Source organism: Mesorhizobium qingshengii, from assembly GCF_900103325.1.
GTDB lineage: Bacteria > Pseudomonadota > Alphaproteobacteria > Rhizobiales > Rhizobiaceae > Mesorhizobium > Mesorhizobium qingshengii.
On record NZ_FMXM01000024.1, the window covers coordinates 1 to 18,378 of the forward strand.

Genomic DNA, 18,378 nt, shown 5'->3' on the forward strand with positions numbered 1-18,378 from the left:
GCTGACGCCGACGCAAGTGCGTCAGGTGGGTGACGCCGTCACGCTTGTTGATGTCAGGGAGAACGCCGAGTGGGCGTCTGGGCATATAGCGGGCGCCATTCATATTCCGTTGGGCAAGCTGCGTGACAAGATGGACCTAATTCCATCTGACAAGCCCGTCGTGTTCTATTGCCACTCCGGCGGCCGGTCATCGCAAGCGATTGCCCTCGCCATGGCGGCAGGACAGCCGCACGACACGCATATGGGCGGCGGCATTAGCGCCTGGCGTGCGCAAGGTTTCCCGGTGGCAAGCTGATAGCGCGGGCGTTTCGACTAGGGGAGGTCAAGTTGCGGCTGGGAGGATCAGGGTCGAGATGGTTTTCGCGCTTGGAGCAGAAACCCTGACTGAAGCGAAGGGCGTTAGCCTATGAACCCGTTGCGCGGGCGGTGATGCGCTCGAGCCCAAGCAGCAGGATCAGCGTCGCCGCCACCAGGATCATGGTGAGTGCTGCACCCGCAAAGATGTCACCTCGGTCTGTCAAGCTGAAGATCGATACCGGCAGCGTTACCCAGCCCGGCGGGTAGACCATGACGGTGGCGCCAAGCTCACCCATCGACAGCGCGAAGCTCAGGCCGAAAGCGGCAACCAGATACGGTGCGAGCAACGGCAGCGTCACATGCCAGAGCCGGTAGGCCGGCCGGGCGCCGAGGCTTGAGGCCACCTGTTCGAAGTCAGGCGAAAGCCGCGCCAGTCCGGCCGAGACATTGCCGAAGGTAAAGGCCGAGATCAGCACAAAATGCGCGATCATGACGATCGCAACCGTGCCGTTGAGCAGCAGCGGCGGGTGGCTGAACGCAACCAGCAAGCCAAGGCCGACGGACACCGAAGGCACGGCGCTGGGAATGAAGAACAGCAGGCCGAGCAGACGCCGCAAGGCATGGCCTTGGAGGCGCAGCGAAAGTGCTGCCCACGTGCCGCTGACCAGCGCCAGCGTGCTGGCCAGGAAGCCGGTGATCAGGCTGGCCTTGACCGCAGAGCCGGCGGCGCCCGAAACGACTTCGGAATAATGCTCTGTCGTCAGGCCGCTCGGCAGCACGCCGTTCCACTGGTCGGCAAGGCTGGACAAGAGGATGACCGCAAGTGGCGCCAGGAAGAGCACGCCGAACAGCAGCGCGAACAGCACCCATAGGACAAGGCGACCGGACCGCGACCAGACGAGCATCGCTAGGATCCCAACCGGCCGGCGGCAATGCGGTAGAGGCTGAACAGGCCGAGCGACAGCGCGATATTGACCACGGCGATGATGCAGGCGACCTGATAGGCCGATTCCTGGATTGCCTTGCCATAGATAAGCAAAGGCAGGGTGATGACGCCCTTGGCGCCGATGAACAGCACGATGCCGAATTCATTGACGGTCAACAACAGGCACAGGCTGCCGCCGGCAATGAGTGCGGGGATCGCGGCCGGCAGGATGACCTGACGGACAATGCGGAACGGCCGTGCGCCGAGTACGCTTGCCGCTTCGATCTGTCCGCGGTCGACCAGCGAAAAGGCGGCGAGCAGAGGCCGCAGGATGAAGGGCGTGTAGACGGTGACCTCGGCCAACACCACGCCCCAGGCCGAATAGAGGAAATCGACAGGCGGCAGCGGTAGCGAGAAGGCCTCCATCAGACCGGTGTTGAGCATGCCGGCGGAGCCATAGAGGAAGGTGAAGGCAAGCGTCACCAGAAACGTCGGCAGCGCGATGAAGGTGTCGATCAGTTGGGCGATGAAGCCGCTGCCGGGAAACGGCACGAAGGCAAGGATCAGCGCCAGCACGAGACCGACGACCAGGCATCCGGCCGTCGCCGCGACCGAGATCGACACCGTGTTGACCAGCGCATTGAGGAAGAAGCGCGAATGCAGGACGTGGATGACTTCCGCGAAATTGGCGACGCCGCTGTCGTCGAGGAAGGCCTGCCGGGCGATGAGCGCCAGCGGATAGAAGAACAGTAGCGCCAGCAGTGCCGCCGGCGGCACGATCCATAGCCTACCGGGTTCTCTCCGGACCGCCGGCGCATGAATAGCGAGCGCCTCAGACACCGGCGTCTTCCGGAACAAGCGAGGTATCGGCGGGCGTGAAGAACAGCGGCACGGTGGCGCCGGGCTCCGGCAAAGCCATCGGCAACCTCGTCGCCGAGATGCGCACCGGCGTGCCGTCGACATCGAGCATCAAGTGGGTCAGTTCACCCTGCCAGTGCACTTCCCTAAGTGTGCCGACAATGCGGTTGGTATGCTCGCTGTCGGCCGTCAGGCTGAGATGCTGCGGACGAATGCACAGCAGGCTCTTGGCGCCGGTCTTCTCGTCGCGGCCGGCGCCGGTGAGCATCTTGTCACCATGTCTCGCCGTGGCAAAGCCCTTCGAGCCAACGCCTTCGACAATGGTCACCGGCAAAAGATTGGCACGGCCAAGGAACTCGGCGGTGAACCGGTTTGGCGGGCGGCGGTAGAGTTCGGTCGTCGGTCCGTGCGAACAGACCCTGCCGTCGCGCATGATGGCGATCTTGTCGGCGAGCGTCAGCGCTTCGGTCTGGTCGTGAGTAACATAGAGGATCGTCAGTCCCGGCAGGCTGCGGTGTAGACGGGCAATCTCCTCGACCATGTTGCGGCGGATCTGCGCATCGAGCGCCGAGAGCGGCTCATCGAGCAGGAGCACGCGCGGCCGTACTGCGAGAGCGCGGGCAATCGCGACACGCTGCTGCTGTCCGCCCGAAAGCTCGCGCGGATAACGCCTTGCATAGGCCGACATGCCGACAGTGCCGAGCGCATCCTTGACCCGTTCGGTGACCAGCGCCTTGTCGGCCCCTTGTGCACGCAGGCCGAAGGCGACGTTGTCTTCGACCCGCATGTGGGGGAACAGTGCATAGTTCTGCACCACCATGCCGAGGCCGCGCTCATAGGGCGGCAGATCGGTGACGTCAGTGGCACCGATGCGTATCCGACCGCTTGCGGGCCGCACGAAGCCGGCCACGGCCCGCAAAGCCGTGGTCTTGCCCGACCCGGACGGGCCGATCATCGCCAGGATTTCGCCAGGAGCGATATCCAGGCTCAGCGGATGCAGGACCACATGCGCGCCATAGGCGACGCTGACCTTGTCGAAATGGACGTTGGAGCCGGCGCCGCGAACCTTCGCGGCGTCGACGTCCATGACACTGGTCCCAGTAAAGGCGACGGCCGACATGGCTTGGTCCTCCGGGTCCGACTTGCGGATCAACTTCCGGTCGCTTCGTTCCAGCGCTTGACGTAGTCGGGAAGCTTGCTCAGCGCGTCGTCCCAGTTCGGGGACCATATCGTCACGCCCTTCATCGCTTCCTGCAGCTTGGCGAAGTTGGCATCGTTCGGGGTCACGTCCTTGCGGGCGGGCATGCCGAGCGCAACCGAGCTTATCGTTGACTGTGCTTCCTTGGAGAGCAGGAAGTCGATCAGCTTCTTGCCGTTGTCGCCATTGGGCGCGCCGGTCACCAGGCCGATTTCATAGGGCAGCGCGAAAGTGGAGCGCACGCCGTCAGGACCCGCCGGCCAGAACACCTTGATGTTGGGATTGTCGGCCATCTGCGACATGTTCATCTGCAGATCGCCATTGGCGACATGCAGTTCGCCCTTGTTGACCAAGGCCGTCAGCTTGCCTGTAGAGGCGGAGGGCCCGACATTGTTGTCCTGCAGCTTCTTCATGAAGTCGAAGCCGGCATCCTCGCCGCCGAACGCGTGGATCACCTCCAGCATGACGGCGGTGCCGTCGCCGGCCTGTCCCGGGGTCGAATACTGGATCTTGCCCTTGAATTTCGGGTCGAGCAGATCGTTGTATGTCTTCGGCGCCTCAGACAGCACGGCGCTGTCGTAGATGAAATTCATGTAGTTGTTGACCAGCGGCCGGTACTTGTCCGTGCCGCCGTCGATCTGCGACGCGGCCTCTGGCTTGTAATCCTGCAGCAGTCCGTCGGCGGCCGCGCGCTGAACGAAGGGTGGCAAGGTCACCAACACATCGGCCTGCGGGTTCGACTTTTCCTTCGCGATGCGCTCGACGACACCGCCGGAGCCTGCCTCGATGTACTGCACGGTGATGCCAGTGGCCTTGGTGAAGGCGGCGAACTCGGTCTCGTACCAGCTGCCGTTGCCGTCATGCAGGCCGTCGGCCGAGTAGATGGTGACGACACCATCGGCAAGTGCCGGTCCCACGAGAGCCGCCGACGCCGAGAGAGACGTGGCGAAGGCCATAACTATGGTTGCATTGCTCGATTTCATGGATCAGTTCCCCTGTGATTGATGGCACATTCTGCGATGCACTTTGACGATGGCCCCGCCGGGACCTTCCGGCTTGTAGCGCTGGTGGATGTCGCCGTTGTGTCAACTCTGGGGATTGGTGATCGATAAGTAAAATCTATTTATTTTATGACAGGCAAACTTCATCTGATAGTTGTCACGGAACTGTCGCATCGCTGTCTTGGCAGCAATCCGGGCTCGCGGAAGGCCGGCTATGGGCGGCAGGGATGGTCGTGATCAGCCGAATGAAACGCCTGCCGTTTGGGCCCGCAATCGCGGGTCGAACGAGCGAACGGTGACCGGCCGGCCGTCGAGGATTTCGAAACAGCGGCCGAGGGTATCTTCCTCCAGCCGGCGCATCGCCTCATTCGTAAAGAAGGTCAGATGCGGGAACAGGATGACGTTGTCGCGGCCGAATAGCGCGCTCATCGGGTGGCCTGACTTGGCCAGCGGCTCCATCGAATAGACGTCTAGCCCGGCGCCGCCAATGCACCCGGCAACGAGCCCTTCGACAAGCGCTGCCTCGTCGATCAGCGCGCCGCGCGAGACATTGACGATGATGGCGGTGGGCTTCAGGCAGGCAAGCTCGGTCTTGCCGATCAGGCCACGCGTCCTGTCATTCAGCACGCAATGGATGGAAACAAAATCGCAAGCGCAAAGCATGGTCTGGAGGTCGTCGACCTTCTCGATGCCGGCGGTCTGCATCGCCGCGGCGCCGACACACGGATCAAAGCCAAGGACGCGCGCGCGAAACCCCTGCCCGGCCATGCGCGCCATGCTGCGGCCGATCCTGCCGCAGCCGACCAGCCCAAGCGTGGCGCCGGAAATGTCGCGGCCTAACCAGCGTTGCTCGGGCCATATCCAGCCATCGCGCGATACAGCCGCCGTGATGGAAGGCAGCCTCTTGGCCAGCGCGATCATCAGCGCGAAGGCGCCTTCGGCGACGGTTTCCTCGGCATATTCGGGCACATTGACGACGGGAATGCCGCGCGTCATGGCGGCCTGGATATCGATGGCGTCGATGCCGACGCCATATTTGACGATACCCTTCAACCTGGGTGCCGCTTCGATCACCCGGGCAGTGATCGGCGTGTAGCACATGAGCAGCAGGTCGGCGTCGGCGACCGCGCTGACAAGATCGGCCTCGGGGATGCCATCCGGCAGGGTCATCAGGTCGACACCCCTCGCCCGCAAGCCGGCGTCGATGCCGGGGCATTCGAGCTCTCGGTCGGTGCGCACGGCCTTCATGGTCAGGCTGCCAGCACGGCGGCCTCGACTATATCGAGCGCGCGATCGAGATCGATTTTCGAAATGACAAGCGGCGGCGACAGCGTCAGCACGTTGCCGTGGCTGACCTTGAAGCTCAGGCCCCGCTCGAGGCAAGCGTAGAAGACACGCTCGGCAAGCTCGCGCGCCGGCTGGCGCGTGGCACGGTCGTCAACCAGCTCGACGCCGACCATCAGTCCCCTGCCCCTGACGTCGCCGACATGCGGCGAGCGTGTCATCAGTTCGTGCATCCGCCCCAGCATATGTTGGCCAAGTTCGGCTGCGCGCTCGACCAATCCTTCCTCCAGGATGATGTCGATCGTCGTCAGTGCCGCGCGCGTCGTCACCGGGTTCTTTTCATGCGTGTAGTGTCCGATCGCAAAGCCGCCGGTGACGTCGAGACCGCGGCGCGCGATGACGGCGGCGATCGGCAGGATGCCGCCGCCAAGCGACTTGCCTAGAACGACGATGTCCGGCGTCATGCCATCATGCTCGTGGGCGAAGAACTTGCCGGTCTTGCCAAGGCCGGTCGGGATCTCGTCGAAGATCAGCAAAGTGCCGTGCCGGTCGCAGGCCTCGCGCACGCGCTTCCAGAAGCCAGCAGGCGGCGGGTTGGGCGTCGCCCGCATCGGCTCGGCGACGACCGCCGCCACGTCCTGCTCGCGGCCGAGAACGTAGGCGATCATGTTGGCGCACGCCAGTCCCGAGGCTTCCAACGAATCGTGCCCATAGGGACAGCGATAGCCATCCCAAGGCGCGACATGTTCGGTGCCGGTCATCATCGGGCCGGCGATGTGCGAGCGGAAGGTCGCTTCGCCACCGACGCTGGCGGCACCAAAGCCGGCGCCGTGAAAGGCATCCCAGAACGACACCGTCTTGAACCGCCCGGTCGCGGCGCGCGCGATCTTCAGCGCGACCTCGATGGCATCCGAGCCGCCGGTGGTGAACAGCACCTTGCCAAGGTCGCCGGGCGCCAGTGCTGCCAGCTTTTCGGCCAGCTCGACGGCAGGCTCACAGGTGAAACGGCGCGGTGCAAAACACAGCTCATCGAGCTGCGCCTTGATCGCGGCCACCAGCCTTGGATGACCGTAGCCGAGGTGATGCACGCTGTTGCCGTGGAAATCCATGAAGCGGCGGCCGGCGGTGTCCTCGATCCAGATGCCTTGCGCCTTTGCGATTGTCGACAGACAAGGACTGGACAGGCTCTGGTGCATGAACGCGGCCGCGTCGCGATCAAGCAAGCCGCGGATTCGGGGATCGCCCTGTCCAGCATTCCAGCGGCCGCGTGCCGCAGTCGTGTTGGAATCGCCCTCGGTATGCACCAGCTCGTCTATCGCGGCCATTACTATCTCCGAAACGCGAAGGAGGGAGCGTGGAACGCCCCCTCGATTTGTTCTGTCAGCCAATGCTGTCCGGTTAGGACCAAGGCAGCGAAAATGTCTTCACATTGGTGTAGCTCTTCATTGCCTCGACGACGCCTTCCTTGTAGCCATTACCCGAATCCTTGATGCCACCGAAGGGCGACATTTCGATGCGGTAGCCCGGCACTTCCCAGATATTGACCGTGCCGACCTGCAAACCGGCGATGTATTTCTGCATGCGGCGAAAATCATTGGTGCAGACGCCCGACGACAGGCCGAAGGCGGTCGAGTTGGACAGGGCGATTAGCGCCTCGTCATCGTCTGGAGCGCGCACGATCGGAATGATCGGCCCGAACGTCTCTTCCATCACCAGTTCAGATCTATGCGACACGCGATCGACGACGATTGGCGGCAGCAACGCCCCCTGCCGACCCGGATTGTACAGGATTTCCGCGCCCTGCTCCGCGGCCCTTTGGACGCGGGCTTCGAAGAGTGCTGCCGCCTTCTCGTGCACCACGGTGCCAAGGTCGGTCGAGCGGTCCATCGGGTCGCCGAAACGGATCTTCTTCGCCCGCTCAAGCACCAGCGGCACGAAGCGGTCAGCAACGCTTTCCTGAACGAGGATGCGCTTGACCGCCGTGCAGCGCTGGCCGGAATTCTTCGTAGCACCCGCGACAGCTAGGTCCGCGGCCTTTGCTAGATCGTTATCCGACAGATCGTTGAGGATGATCAGCGGATCGTTGCCCCCGAGCTCCAGCACCTGGCGCTTGTAGCCGGCGGTGCGAGCGATCATCTTGCCGACGGGCACGCCGCCGGTGAAGGTGATCAGGTCGATATTCTCGTTCGTGATCATCTCGTTGCCAATGTCGGCCGGCCAACCGGTCACCACCGACAGCATTTCCGGCGGCAGGCCGGCTTCGTAGAGAATGTCGGCCAGCAGCAGTGCCGTCATTGGCGTCAGTTCGGTCGGCTTGACCACCACGCAATTGTTGGTGGCGATCGCCGGCGCCACCTTGTGCGAGACCATGTTAAGCGGATGGTTGAAGGGCGTGATCGCCGAGATCGCCTTCAGCGGCTCGCGGGTGGTGAAGATCTTTCGCGCCTTGCCATGTGGGGTGAGATCGCAGGAGAAGATCTGGCCGTCATCCTGGATGCACAGCTGCGCCGACAGCGTAAACACGTCATAGGCGCGGCCGACTTCATAGAGCGAGTCGGCCTTGGAGATACCGAGCTCAAGGGTGATGAGATCTGAAATCTCTTCCTTGCGCGACGCCAGCGCTTCGCCCGTACGAAACAGGATCTGCTGGCGCTCGTAGCGCGTCAACTTCGACCTGTAGCCGGCGGCGATTTCGAAGGCCTGGCGGGCGTGTTCGGCGTGACCGGCCGGAACTGTACCAACGATAGCATTGGTATAGGGATAGTGGACGGGAACGACGCCATCGGCGTCGACCATGCGTCCCGCGATGCGCATCGGCTCGTGGCGCACCTTGAACGTCGTTTCCGCCTTGGTCATCGTCTTGGGTCCTGTCACGCCAGTGCCGCCGCCATGGTGGCATAGTAGAAGGCGTCGAAATTGCGCAGGGTCGGTTCGTTCGGCAATTCCTGCAGCACGCGGTTGACGATGAACGGCACCGTCTGCTCTGTCAGCCCGCCATGCGAGCGCAGCGGTTCGTTGAGGGCGGCGAGATCGTGCCGGTGTTCGCTGGTGCCGATCGTCTTGTTCTCCGTCGAGATCAGCACGATGTCGCCGATGCGGTCGGCCGGCAGTTCGAAACGTTCGCAGGCCGTCGGGCTGTCGACGACCAGCATGATGCCGTCGATTTTGCCGAGGCGCGTCATGATGTCGGCCCGATCCGCGCCAGCCGGCAGATAGGCGGTGGCGAAGGAGCCGAGCGCGCCGTGGTGCACAACATAGGGGTCGGTGATCGGCAGGATGACGCGGGCGGCGTCCTTGCCCAGCCACTCGTCGAGCAGATCCTGGACATAGACAACGTCGGGCGAGCCATCTGCCTTGTGCTTGGGCTTCATGCCATGGTCGGCGGTCACCACGATCGCCGCGCCCAGTGCATCAAGCTCGGTAAGATACTTGTCGAACATTTCATAGAAGGCGTTGGCCTGCGGCACACCCGGCGCATACTTGTGCTGCACATAGTCGGTGGTCGTCAGGTACATGATGTCAGGGTTGAACTCCTTCAGCAGCTGAACGCCGGCGGCGAAGACGAATTCCGACAGTTCCGCCGAATAGACCTCCGGCACCGGCAACCCGAAATGCTTCGAGGCATTGTCGATGCCGTGCTCGGCCTTGGTCGTGGTGTTGGATCTCTCGGCCGAGAAGCACAGCGCGCGACCGTCGTCGAAGGCAAGTCCCTTGCCGAGCAAGGCACGCAATTTGTCTTTGGCAGTGACGACTGCCACCTTGGCGCCAGCGTCGTAGAACGCCTGGAAGATGGTCGGCGCGCGCAGGAAGCGCGGGTCGTTCATCATCACTTCCTTGCCGGTCTCGCGCTCGTAAAGATAGTTGCCGCAAATGCCGTGGACCGACGGCGGCCGACCGGTGGCTATCGACAGATTGTTGGGATTGGTGAAGCTCGGGATGACCGAGTGCGCCATGCGCACCGTGCCCTTCTGCTTGATCCTGACCAGGGCCGGCATCAGCCCTGCCTGAATAGCCTCGTCGAGATAGGCCGGCTCGCAACCATCAAGGCAGATCGCGATAGCCGGCACTCGCGGCCAGGCGTAGGTGCGGCCGTTGACCGCGACATTGATGGGAGACATCTGGTTCATCAAAAATCCTCAAAAATGGTGCCGCCTCAGGCGGCGAGTTTGGCGCGTTCGGCGATTGCCGCAGCGGGAGGGGCGGCCGTGTCGACACCCATTTCCTTCAGCGATCGCGCTGCCGCCTCGACGACTCGGCGCATGACATGCTCGTCCATCTGGCCGATGCAGCCGACGCGGAAGCTATCGACGACGGTCAGCTTGCCCGGATAGATGATGAAGCCCTTGTCCTTCATCAGGTCGTAGAAGCTATCGAAGGCGAAATTGGCATGGGCCGGATTGAAGAAGGTGACGATGATCGGCGACAGCCAACGATCCTTGAGCAAGGTCTCGAAACCGAGTTCGCGCATGCCGGCCACCATCACGTCGCGGTTGCGCGTATAGCGGGCACCACGGCCGGTGACGCCGCCTTCAGCCTCATGCTGGCGCAGCGCCTCGAGGAAGGCGGCTACGACATGCGTCGGCGGCGTGTAGCGCCATTGGCCGGTCTTGTTCATGTGCGCCCATTGCGCATGAACGTCGAGCGATAGCGAATGGCTGCGGCCCTTGGCGGCTTCGAGTTCGCTCTTGCGGGCGATGATGAAGCCGAAGCCCGGCACGCCCTCGATGCATTTGTTGGCGGACGAGACCATCGCCTCATAACGGATCTGGCTCACGTCGAGCGCAATGGCGCCGAACGCGCTCATGGAATCTACCAGCAGCTTGCGGCCCTTGGCATAGACGGCTTCGGCAATCTCGGCGACCGGGTTGAGGATGCCCGAACTGGTCTCGCAATGGATGGCGATCACATGCGTGATGGTGCGATCAGCCTCGAGGGCAGCCGCCACCTCGTCACCGCGCGGCGGCAGGTAATCGCCTTTGTCGATCAGCGTATAGGCGCGCCCCAGATACTGCATGGTCTGTGCGGCGCGCATCCCGTAGGCGCCGTTTGCCAGAACCAGAACCTTGCCATCCCTGGGCACGAATGAGCCGAGCATCGCCTCGACGCAGAAGGAGCCGCTGCCTTGCATCGGCACGCAGTCGAACTCACCGTTCGCGTCTCCAGTCAGTGCAAGCAGGCGGCGGCGCATGTCGGCGGTCATGGCGCGGAAGTCACCGTCCCAGGATCCCCAGTCGCGCAGCATCGCCTGCTTGACCGAATAGGCCGTTGTGAGCGGTCCCGGAGTCAGCAGATAGGGCTCGCCCAGTGCTGGCGTTGCCATTGGCTCCGCGGCAAATTTGGTCCCGGCGAGCATTTTGTCCTCCGCTCGATCGCTGCTCTTTCAATATGTCGGCATTGTTGGCTTGAACGATATATTTGTAAAATCGTTATTTTGTATCGAAGTATCGATTTGCACGATGGTAGAGATCGTCCCTGGCCTACCGGGAAATCGGCCCTGACAGGGCGGCACGGGCAGCAAGCCCGGCCGCCAGGATGGCGACGGCAAATGGAGCTTTGCAGCAGCACGGCAAGCACCATGCCTACGTTCGCGACCTTACGCGCCTGCCGCGGCGTGTCTCAGCGCATCGCAGCAACGCCGGGCCGCAGGTCCGTTCCGCGCCGATGAGCACCATGCGCACGGCCCACAGCAACATGACGGCACCGGCTAGGTGCAGCATGATGATGGAAGATGCATGGCCGCGCCCCCGTGCCAACGACCGGCAGGACGTCGACCTACGCTCAGGCTGATGGTCCATCCATAAGTTAAATCGTTCACTTCTATCTTTCAATTAGCCGAATTTATGATAGACTGCCGGCGATTTCGGGATCTCGGAGGCGGACAAGATGCGCTACGTTCAGCTACGAGCCTTCCACCAGGTGGCAATCTCAGGCGGTTTTTCGCGGGCTGCAGAAGCGCTGTTCCTGACCCAGCCAGCAATATCGGATCAGGTGCGCAAGCTTGAGGAAGAGTATGACGTCCTGCTGTTCAATCGTAACAAGAAGCAAGTCACGCTGACCCATTCGGGCCAGAAGCTGCTTGAAATAACCCACCGCATGTTCGATACCGAGCAACAGGCGCTCGAACTTCTGACGGAGTCACGCGCGCTGCGTTCCGGCACGCTACGCATCGTCGCTGACGCCGCGCATCATCTGCTTCACATCCTCGGCAGCTTTCGGGCCCGTTATCCCGGCGTGCAGGTTTCGGTGCGCGCCGGTAACACTGAGACGGTGATCAGCAGCCTCTACAGTTATGATGCCGACATCGGCGTGCTAGGCGAGGTACCGACCGGGCGCGATTTCGAGGTGCTGAAACTCAACTCGACGCCGATCATCGCGTTTGCGTCCGTCAACCATCCGCTGTCGGCAACGAAGTCGCTCACCCTGAAGCAGCTCGCGCAGGAATCGCTTGTCATGCGCGAACGCGGGTCGAAAACCCGTCAGAAGCTCGAAGACCTTGCTGCGGCTTCGAAGATCGAACTCAGGCCGGCAATCGAGGCTGAGGGACGAGAAGCTGTCCGCGAGATCGTCGCATCGGGCGCCGGCATCGGCTTTGTCTCGGCGGCCGAATTCGGCCAGGATTCTCGGCTGGTCCGGATTGCGATCGATGCTCCCGAGACCCTGATGGACGAAGCGCTAATCTGCCTGCGCGAGCGCAGCGGCGGCAAGCTCGTGCGGGTCTTTCTCGACATGGCACGCTCAATGTCGGAGGATTAATCTACCGCGCGACCCTCCACTACAGGCTCCGTCGCCCGCTCCGACCTCCGATCCTAGGGGCTGCGCAGGTGCCCTGTAGCTGCGTGGCAAAGGCCGGCGAGGTCGATCCCGACGCTCGCCGATACCACAGGCCACGGCTGCGAGCGCTTCATCCAGACGGGCTGTGCGAATGGGCCTGCGCCTTTGTCTATCCGACATCAACTCACCGTGCCGCAGAACCGCCTGTCTGGCTGCACATGCAATTGGCATCGCCGACAGGGCAGCTTAAAGTCCAAAACACCCGTCAGTCGCTTCGCTCTAAACGAAGACAACCTGTTGAGGCTCCACACCTAGTTAAAGCCAAGTCGTCGGCTGCCTCTCTAACCGGCCGATTTTTTCCCCTGTCATGGACTCTTTCGGCGACCACCATAACTATATCGGACTTGCGCGGCGCCTCCGAGATGGGCGCTTCGATGTCGATCGCTTCTCCCGGTGAATGGCTCGTCGAGTCGCGATTGATCCACACATCAGAGAACCGGAAGCGTTGAACCTATGGCGCCGTATTTTTTGCGGATGGCCCTCGACTGTCATCATCTCGCGGACTGAAGCGCCGTGCCGGTGAGGTCTCGACCGTCGCCCGGATCGCTCTAAGGCTTACAGCCGTCCTTCCAAGAGTCCGAAGAAGTGACTTTCATAGCAAACCTTGCCGGCGCGGCCTCATCGGCACGGCGACCGTGGAATAAAGTCCCCTGATCAAGAGTATATGACAAGCCGGCGTTCACTGCGAACGGCAGACGTAATTTGCGAGGTCGAGATGCGTCCTGGCGAGATTATCGCAAACACCTTTGCTGCAATCCTAGCGATGTGCGGTCTGGCCATCATCTTCCTGGTGGCCGGGCGACCGCTCTTCCCGAGGCGCCACGCGCGAATAGTCATCATTTTGCCCGCCGACCCGAATACGACAGCCGCGATCCGCAATACCGTGCCGCATCTGCCGACCACCTTCAACCTTGCCCTTGCCCCGCCCAAGCCCACAGGAAGGACCTGACTGCTATACTGTTCCGTCCAAAATTGCGGCTCGTTCCTTAATGCAGGCCGTTCCCCCAACTCGCAGAGGCATCTTGGTTCAATGCCATTTTTCGTCAGCGTGATGGTTACTTTTATCCTAGCGATCGCTCTGCATTCATTGCTTCGCCGCAACCGCTCCCGACGCCGCGACGCGGGAAGACTGGAGCCGCTTGCAGGCCGAAGCACTGGCCGGACGACACGGCAGCGGACTTGCTGCTGGGGGCCAAGATCGTCGATCCGGTCTCGGGGGCCTACGCACTTTGCGGTGTTGCCAAGGCGTTGAAGAGTTGCCGCAGAAGTCAGAAATTCGCGGGAAGCCGCGTTCATGCCGGCCGGCATAACAATCATGATCGGATGCCTTCCGCTGGCGCTCCGGTTACGGCATCGCAAACAGTTGCAGGGAGCCCACTCTTGGGTGACGCGCCGATCGAGGTGTCGCTCGATATCGACAAAGATGGTGTCGGACCGCTCAGTCCTCTTGCTTGATGCTGCCAATGGCGTGTCGGACCTGTCGATTTGTCTTGGCGCAGCCAGCAAGACGACGCACCCGCCGGCCAAGCCGGCTGTTTCCAAAAAAGGGGCTGAAGACCCGGTAGCTCGTTTCGCTTGATGGCAACGCTCTGGGTCCGTTGCCGATCACCGTGGCGGCTGCGACAACGATTACGGCCTTCCATTGAAACCGAGCCGAAGCGGTCCATCGTCAGAGTCCGCTGGTCGCAGTCGAACATGTGACCGGTCTTGCCGCGGGCTTGCTTACGATTCGGGAGACGACGCACCCACCGGCCGGAGCCAGCAGCTGCACGAGCCACCTACACGACAAGATGCCTCAACGGGGCGCGATAAGCAGGCCCAACTGCCGCAGGATCTAGTCGTGGCTGCACTGCTAGGCGCACCGGCGGAGCGCTTCTTCATCCGCGCCAACTGATTGTGCAACATCTGGGCAACGACGCCTGGCGTCGGTTAGATTGCTTGGATTGGGCGGATTCGCGGATCGGTGCCGCCGGCAGGAGCATCGAGAACAGTTAATGCCGCCTGTGCCGATGTTGGCTCTCGCGCCTGCGATGATCCCGAGCGTGCATCAATTACTGACAGGCCCGTTTCCTATGCGGCTTCGCTGCGACAGGTGGTGTCTGGGATTGAGCACCGCGAGCTTGCCGGCATTGTCCGGCTGCCGCAGCCATCTCGTCAAGGCAGCGCCCCCACCTCCCCTGCCCTCGCAGCAAGGTTCACGGAACTCGCAGCTCTACGCGAATCCTGATTCTTCGTTCGCAAAAGACAGAGCTTTTGCCGGCCAGATCTATTCCGCCAGCCGCGCGCGGATTCTTCGCAATTCGTGACGGCGTTCTTCACTGACTTTCGGATACGACATTTTGAGGCCGCCGAGCGTTTCAAGAACTATCTGAGAGACGATCAGGCGGGCATTTTCCTTGTCGTCTGCAGGGACAACATACCAAGGCGCCTTGCTCGTACTCGTCGCACCAAGGCATTGTTCATACGCCTGCATGTAGTCCTTCCAGAACTTTCGCTCCTCAATGTCAGCAGTGCTGAACTTCCAGTTCTTTTCCGGCTCATCAATACGTTCGAGAAAGCGCTTTCGTTGCTCCTCTTTCGAGATGTGCAGAAAGATTTTGATGATGCGCGTTCCGTTGCCAAAGAGGTGGCTCTCCAGATTAGAGATTGAACGATATCGGTCGCGCCAGACGGTCTTTTCTTCATGCAGCGCGTCCGGAAGTCCTTCGCTGCGCAGTATCTCCGGATGGACGCGGGTAATCAAAACCTCCTCATAGTAGGATCGGTTGAAGATGCCGATCCGTCCGCGTTCCGGCAAATCGCGGGTGGTCCGCCAGAGAAAATCGTGCTGCAATTCGGTCGCGCTGGGGTGCTTGAAGCTGAACACTTGGCAGCCTTGCGGATTAATGCCAGACATCACGTGCTTGATGGCGCCATCCTTTCCTGCCGCATCCATCGCCTGGAAGACCAGCAGGATGGCATAGCTGTTCGACGCATAAAGGAGCTGTTGGAGCGCGCTCAATTGCGCAACGTGCTCCCTCAAAAGCTTGCGATACTGCTGTTTCGACTTGTAGACAGGCTTCACTTTCGTCGGCCATTTGCCGAGATTGACCCTGTCGCCTTCGCGCACCCGAAAGTCCCTCGGATCGATTTTCATGTCTAGCCTTTCGGCGCCGCTGGAGCGATCACGGGTTTGCCCGCAACCGCATTGGTAACGCGCCATCTGATCATCGCGACCTTCAACACGTCGTTTAGAACCAGACACGAGACGACAGCATAAGCGAAGATCGCAAGTGTCTGCCACCAGGGCAATGGCGAAAGCCCCTTAAGTCCCACGAACGTCAGCACGGTACCCGTGATGGCGTCCGCGATCAGAGCGGCCATGAACGTTTTGCTCGGCAGGGTCGCCCAAAACCAACTGCGCTCCCGCGCCGACACGACGGAAAAGACGGCAAAGTATAGCAGCATAAGAAAACTGAACGTGTGGAGGGCGTCGTTGTTGGTTGCCAAATCAAATTTGGTCCAGCCGATCCATAGTAGAAAAAGCGTCTCCGCAACCATCGCGACCCCGAGGACGACGGATACGGCTATGAAGCCGCCAATGTTCCACGTCTCCGGATTCCTCGATGGTTTGACATTGTCCGTGGAGAGCGAGATTTTCGCGAAATCCGTCAGGAAGACCAGCAGCAGCATCGCAAATGCAGAGACCACAAACTTCCCCGTCACGATGAATGCGATGGCAACGAAAGCGGCCTTGAGGATCGTCCGGCTGATCTTGTTGATGATCCACGTGAGAATGCGCTGATAGATCGTTCTCCCCTGCTCGACCAGGGCGACGATATTGGTAAGTCCCGCGTCGGTCAGAACGACGCTCGCCGCGCCCTTGGCAACGTCGGTCGCGGTGCTGACTGCTATCCCCACCTCGGCCTGACGTAAGGCCGGCGCATCGTTGACGCCATCGCCAGTCATGCCGGTTACATGCCCTGCGGCCTGGAGCTGCTTCACCACGAAATATTTGTCTTCCGGGTACACTTCGGCGAAGCCGTCGGCATCTGCCAAAAGATCGGCATCCCTGGTGCCTGTGCCGGGAGCTTTCAAATCCGTGATACGCTGGATCCTGCCGAGCCCAACGCCCATTCCGATCTCGAGTGCCACCGGGAGTGCATCACCGGTGAGCATCTTCACCCGCACACCCATTTCTTGGAGTGTCGCGATAAGCTGCCTGGCGTCTGGTCGCGGCGGATCGTACAATGTCACCAGTCCAAGCAAGACAGGGGTGCCGTTTTCGGCACCGCGCGCCACCGCCAGCGTGCGATAGCCCTTTGCGGCCGACGCCGTGACGCGCGCGTCCAGTGCCACGATTTCGGTCGGCTGGAGTCCGCAGGCCTTCGCAACAGTGCGCACGGCGCCTTTCATCACGCGAAGCCGCTGTCCGCTCTGCTCGACGATGGCCTCCGTGCGGCGGGTTTTCGCATCGAAAGGGGCGAAGGAAACAGGCGTGACGGCAAGGTCGTCGAAGACATGTTGCGCCTTGGCCGCCGCCAGAAAGGCAAGGTCGATCGGATCCTGGTCGGATTCCTGCGAAGCGAGAGCGCCTGCAACCAGCACATCGGCTTCCGTCGCATGTTCGAACGGAATCACCCCCGTGACCGCCAGTTGGTTCATCGTGATCGTGCCGGTCTTGTCCACGCATAGCACATCCATCGTCGCAGCGTCTTCCGCGGCGCTCAGCCGGGTAACCAGCACCCCGCGCCGTGCCAGCTCCTTCGACCCGAAAGCCATACTGACCGTGAACATGACGGGAAGAGCGACAGGAACCGCGCTCATAAGCAGGACCAGCAGGAGCGGGATCATCTCGAGCAGCGGAGTACCGCGGATCAACGACAGCACGAGCACCATGGCTAGCAGCACGCCGACAATAACGAAGAGCCAGCGCACGATCTTTGCCACGACCGCTTCGATATGGAGTTTGGGACGTGCCTCCTGCACCAGTTCCGTCGTGCGGCCGAAATAGGTTTGTGCGCCAGTCAGAATCACGACGCCATTGCCTTCGCCATGCCGGACGATGGACCCCGACGGGAGAACGTCGCCGGGTTCTATGGGAATTTCTTTCGACTCTCCAGTCAGTGCCGATTGGTCGAGGCTCACAGTGCCCAACAGGAGTTTTACGTCCGCTGGGATGATATCGCCGGCGCGCACGCGGACGATGTCTCCGGGCACCAGCTCTCTGGCAGGGATTACTTGCCACTTCGAATCTCGCAGAACGCGTGCGTTGACCTGCAAGCGCTTGCGCAGAGCCTCGACCACGCCGGCAGCTCGCCGTTCCTGAGCAAAGCTCAATACTGCATTGATGATCAGCAATGCACCGACCACCACGAGGTCGGTATAATTCCCGAGCACGGCGGATAAAACCATGATCAGCTCAAGCATCCATGCCGAGATTCCCCAAAATTTTCGCAGGAATGCCAGGGCCGGATGGCCTCTCTTTTCGGTCACTTCGTTGTAACCGTGCGCTGTGCGCCGTGTGTCGACCTGGGCGTGCGTAAGCCCGGCGTCAGGGGTCACATTGAGCGCCGCGAGAGTGTTGGGAACTGATGCGGTGGCGATATTAGGGGCGTTTGCCAGCTTCGACCCCGGCAGCCGGGAGTCGGACCGATTTGTGGGTGTTCCCATTGTCACAATCCTCTTCCCGGCAACGCGAACCCATCCGGTTTGTCTGGATCGCTCGTCATGACGTCCATCCGGTACGCTTCTTGAGGGTACGCCCGTTTCCGTGGCTGCGCCTTGCGGCGTGAGGGCGCGAAAATATCAATCGGCGGCTGCTGCGTGGTTCGCATGGCTCGCCTGATTATTTCATACCATAACCGCCGAAGGCGTTGCGAAATCACAATCTTCGGACGTCGATCCTCCGCAATACACGGTCAGTCAGTCAAAAGCGGACCCTGGCTGCCAAGGGTCGTCAGGACAGCGCTTGCGGGTTGGCGTGGCCGTTTGACCAACGGAGG

14 protein-coding genes and 1 pseudogene are annotated in these 18,378 nt (G+C 61.6%); 4 read left to right on the plus strand and 11 right to left on the minus strand.

The window, feature by feature from the left end:
- On the plus strand, positions 1-295 hold a 295-nt coding region (locus BLS48_RS28360; protein ID WP_167365275.1), incomplete at its 5' end, for a rhodanese-like domain-containing protein.
- A gap of 109 nt (positions 296-404) precedes the next feature.
- On the opposite strand, the gene BLS48_RS28365 is transcribed toward BLS48_RS28360, so the two are convergent.
- The 9 genes from BLS48_RS28365 to BLS48_RS28405 form a co-directional block, all read right to left on the minus strand.
- On the minus strand, positions 405-1,202 hold the full coding sequence (locus tag BLS48_RS28365; RefSeq protein WP_091585056.1) for an ABC transporter permease subunit: 798 nt from the start codon (positions 1,200-1,202) through the stop codon (positions 405-407).
- 2 nt (positions 1,203-1,204) lie between these two features.
- Entirely contained in the window at positions 1,205-2,062 is an 858-nt protein-coding gene (locus BLS48_RS28370; RefSeq protein ID WP_091585058.1) for a 2-aminoethylphosphonate ABC transporter permease subunit, read from the minus strand.
- Positions 2,055-3,200: an ABC transporter ATP-binding protein gene (locus BLS48_RS28375; protein WP_091585214.1), complete on the minus strand. Its 1,146-nt coding sequence runs from the start codon at positions 3,198-3,200 to the stop codon at positions 2,055-2,057. The genes BLS48_RS28370 and BLS48_RS28375 overlap by 8 nt, the downstream gene beginning before the upstream one ends.
- A 29-nt stretch (positions 3,201-3,229) precedes the next feature.
- On the minus strand, positions 3,230-4,261 hold the full coding sequence (locus BLS48_RS28380) for a 2-aminoethylphosphonate ABC transporter substrate-binding protein (RefSeq protein ID WP_091585060.1): 1,032 nt from the start codon (positions 4,259-4,261) through the stop codon (positions 3,230-3,232).
- Positions 4,262-4,516: 255 nt separating this feature from the next.
- Positions 4,517-5,527 (minus strand): 2-hydroxyacid dehydrogenase, encoded by a 1,011-nt coding sequence (locus BLS48_RS28385; RefSeq protein WP_091585062.1) that lies wholly within the window; start codon positions 5,525-5,527, stop codon positions 4,517-4,519.
- Positions 5,528-5,529: 2 nt separating this feature from the next.
- Positions 5,530-6,888 carry a (R)-1-hydroxy-2-aminoethylphosphonate ammonia-lyase gene (pbfA, locus tag BLS48_RS28390; protein ID WP_091585064.1) on the minus strand — a complete coding sequence of 453 codons (1,359 nt, stop codon included), beginning with the start codon at positions 6,886-6,888 and terminating at the stop codon, positions 5,530-5,532.
- A 73-nt stretch (positions 6,889-6,961) separates the two neighbouring features.
- Positions 6,962-8,419, minus strand: coding sequence for a phosphonoacetaldehyde dehydrogenase (gene phnY / locus BLS48_RS28395; RefSeq protein WP_091585066.1), 1,458 nt, complete (start codon positions 8,417-8,419; stop codon positions 6,962-6,964).
- A 14-nt stretch (positions 8,420-8,433) separates the two neighbouring features.
- A complete protein-coding gene (phnA, locus tag BLS48_RS28400; RefSeq protein WP_091585068.1) occupies positions 8,434-9,690 on the minus strand; it encodes a phosphonoacetate hydrolase in 1,257 nt (418 codons plus the stop codon).
- A gap of 26 nt (positions 9,691-9,716) precedes the next feature.
- Positions 9,717-10,916, minus strand: a complete 1,200-nt coding sequence (locus tag BLS48_RS28405) for a 2-aminoethylphosphonate--pyruvate transaminase (protein ID WP_091585070.1) — start codon at positions 10,914-10,916, stop codon at positions 9,717-9,719.
- Between the two features lie 530 nt (positions 10,917-11,446).
- On the opposite strand from BLS48_RS28405, the gene BLS48_RS28415 reads away from it, so the two are divergent.
- The 3 genes and pseudogenes from BLS48_RS28415 to BLS48_RS28420 all read left to right on the plus strand — a co-directional run bounded on the left by BLS48_RS28415 (position 11,447) and on the right by BLS48_RS28420 (position 13,343).
- Positions 11,447-12,316 carry a LysR substrate-binding domain-containing protein gene (locus BLS48_RS28415; RefSeq protein WP_091585074.1) on the plus strand — a complete coding sequence of 290 codons (870 nt, stop codon included), beginning with the start codon at positions 11,447-11,449 and terminating at the stop codon, positions 12,314-12,316.
- 138 nt (positions 12,317-12,454) lie between these two features.
- Positions 12,455-12,649: pseudogene (locus BLS48_RS36375) on the plus strand (IS481 family transposase); the annotation flags it as partial.
- Between the two features lie 460 nt (positions 12,650-13,109).
- Positions 13,110-13,343 (plus strand): hypothetical protein, encoded by a 234-nt coding sequence (locus BLS48_RS28420; RefSeq protein WP_091585076.1) that lies wholly within the window; start codon positions 13,110-13,112, stop codon positions 13,341-13,343.
- Positions 13,344-14,660: 1,317 nt separating this feature from the next.
- Here BLS48_RS28420 and BLS48_RS28425 read toward each other — a convergent pair.
- Together BLS48_RS28425 and BLS48_RS28430 are read right to left on the minus strand one after the other, a co-directional pair.
- Positions 14,661-15,530, minus strand: a complete 870-nt coding sequence (locus BLS48_RS28425; RefSeq protein ID WP_091585078.1) for an ADP-polyphosphate phosphotransferase — start codon at positions 15,528-15,530, stop codon at positions 14,661-14,663.
- 2 nt (positions 15,531-15,532) lie between these two features.
- On the minus strand, positions 15,533-18,046 hold the full coding sequence (locus BLS48_RS28430) for a plasma-membrane proton-efflux P-type ATPase (protein WP_091585080.1): 2,514 nt from the start codon (positions 18,044-18,046) through the stop codon (positions 15,533-15,535).
- Positions 18,047-18,378 lie beyond the last annotated feature (332 nt).

Excerpts from the sequence above, each read along its gene's own strand:
- pbfA (WP_091585064.1), bottom strand. The coding sequence starts at position 6,888 with ATGGCCGCGATAGACGAGCTGGTGCATACCGAGGGCGATTCCAACACG.
- BLS48_RS28375 (WP_091585214.1), bottom strand. The coding sequence starts at position 3,200 with ATGTCGGCCGTCGCCTTTACTGGGACCAGTGTCATGGACGTCGACGCC.
- BLS48_RS28425 (WP_091585078.1), bottom strand. The coding sequence starts at position 15,530 with ATGAAAATCGATCCGAGGGACTTTCGGGTGCGCGAAGGCGACAGGGTC.
- BLS48_RS28380 (WP_091585060.1), bottom strand. The coding sequence starts at position 4,261 with ATGAAATCGAGCAATGCAACCATAGTTATGGCCTTCGCCACGTCTCTC.
- BLS48_RS28405 (WP_091585070.1), bottom strand. The coding sequence starts at position 10,916 with ATGCTCGCCGGGACCAAATTTGCCGCGGAGCCAATGGCAACGCCAGCA.
- phnA (WP_091585068.1), bottom strand. The coding sequence starts at position 9,690 with ATGAACCAGATGTCTCCCATCAATGTCGCGGTCAACGGCCGCACCTAC.
- BLS48_RS28430 (WP_091585080.1), bottom strand. The coding sequence starts at position 18,046 with ATGGGAACACCCACAAATCGGTCCGACTCCCGGCTGCCGGGGTCGAAG.
- BLS48_RS28415 (WP_091585074.1), top strand. The coding sequence starts at position 11,447 with ATGCGCTACGTTCAGCTACGAGCCTTCCACCAGGTGGCAATCTCAGGC.
- BLS48_RS28365 (WP_091585056.1), bottom strand. The coding sequence starts at position 1,202 with ATGCTCGTCTGGTCGCGGTCCGGTCGCCTTGTCCTATGGGTGCTGTTC.
- phnY (WP_091585066.1), bottom strand. The coding sequence starts at position 8,419 with ATGACCAAGGCGGAAACGACGTTCAAGGTGCGCCACGAGCCGATGCGC.
- BLS48_RS28420 (WP_091585076.1), top strand. The coding sequence starts at position 13,110 with ATGCGTCCTGGCGAGATTATCGCAAACACCTTTGCTGCAATCCTAGCG.
- BLS48_RS28385 (WP_091585062.1), bottom strand. The coding sequence starts at position 5,527 with ATGAAGGCCGTGCGCACCGACCGAGAGCTCGAATGCCCCGGCATCGAC.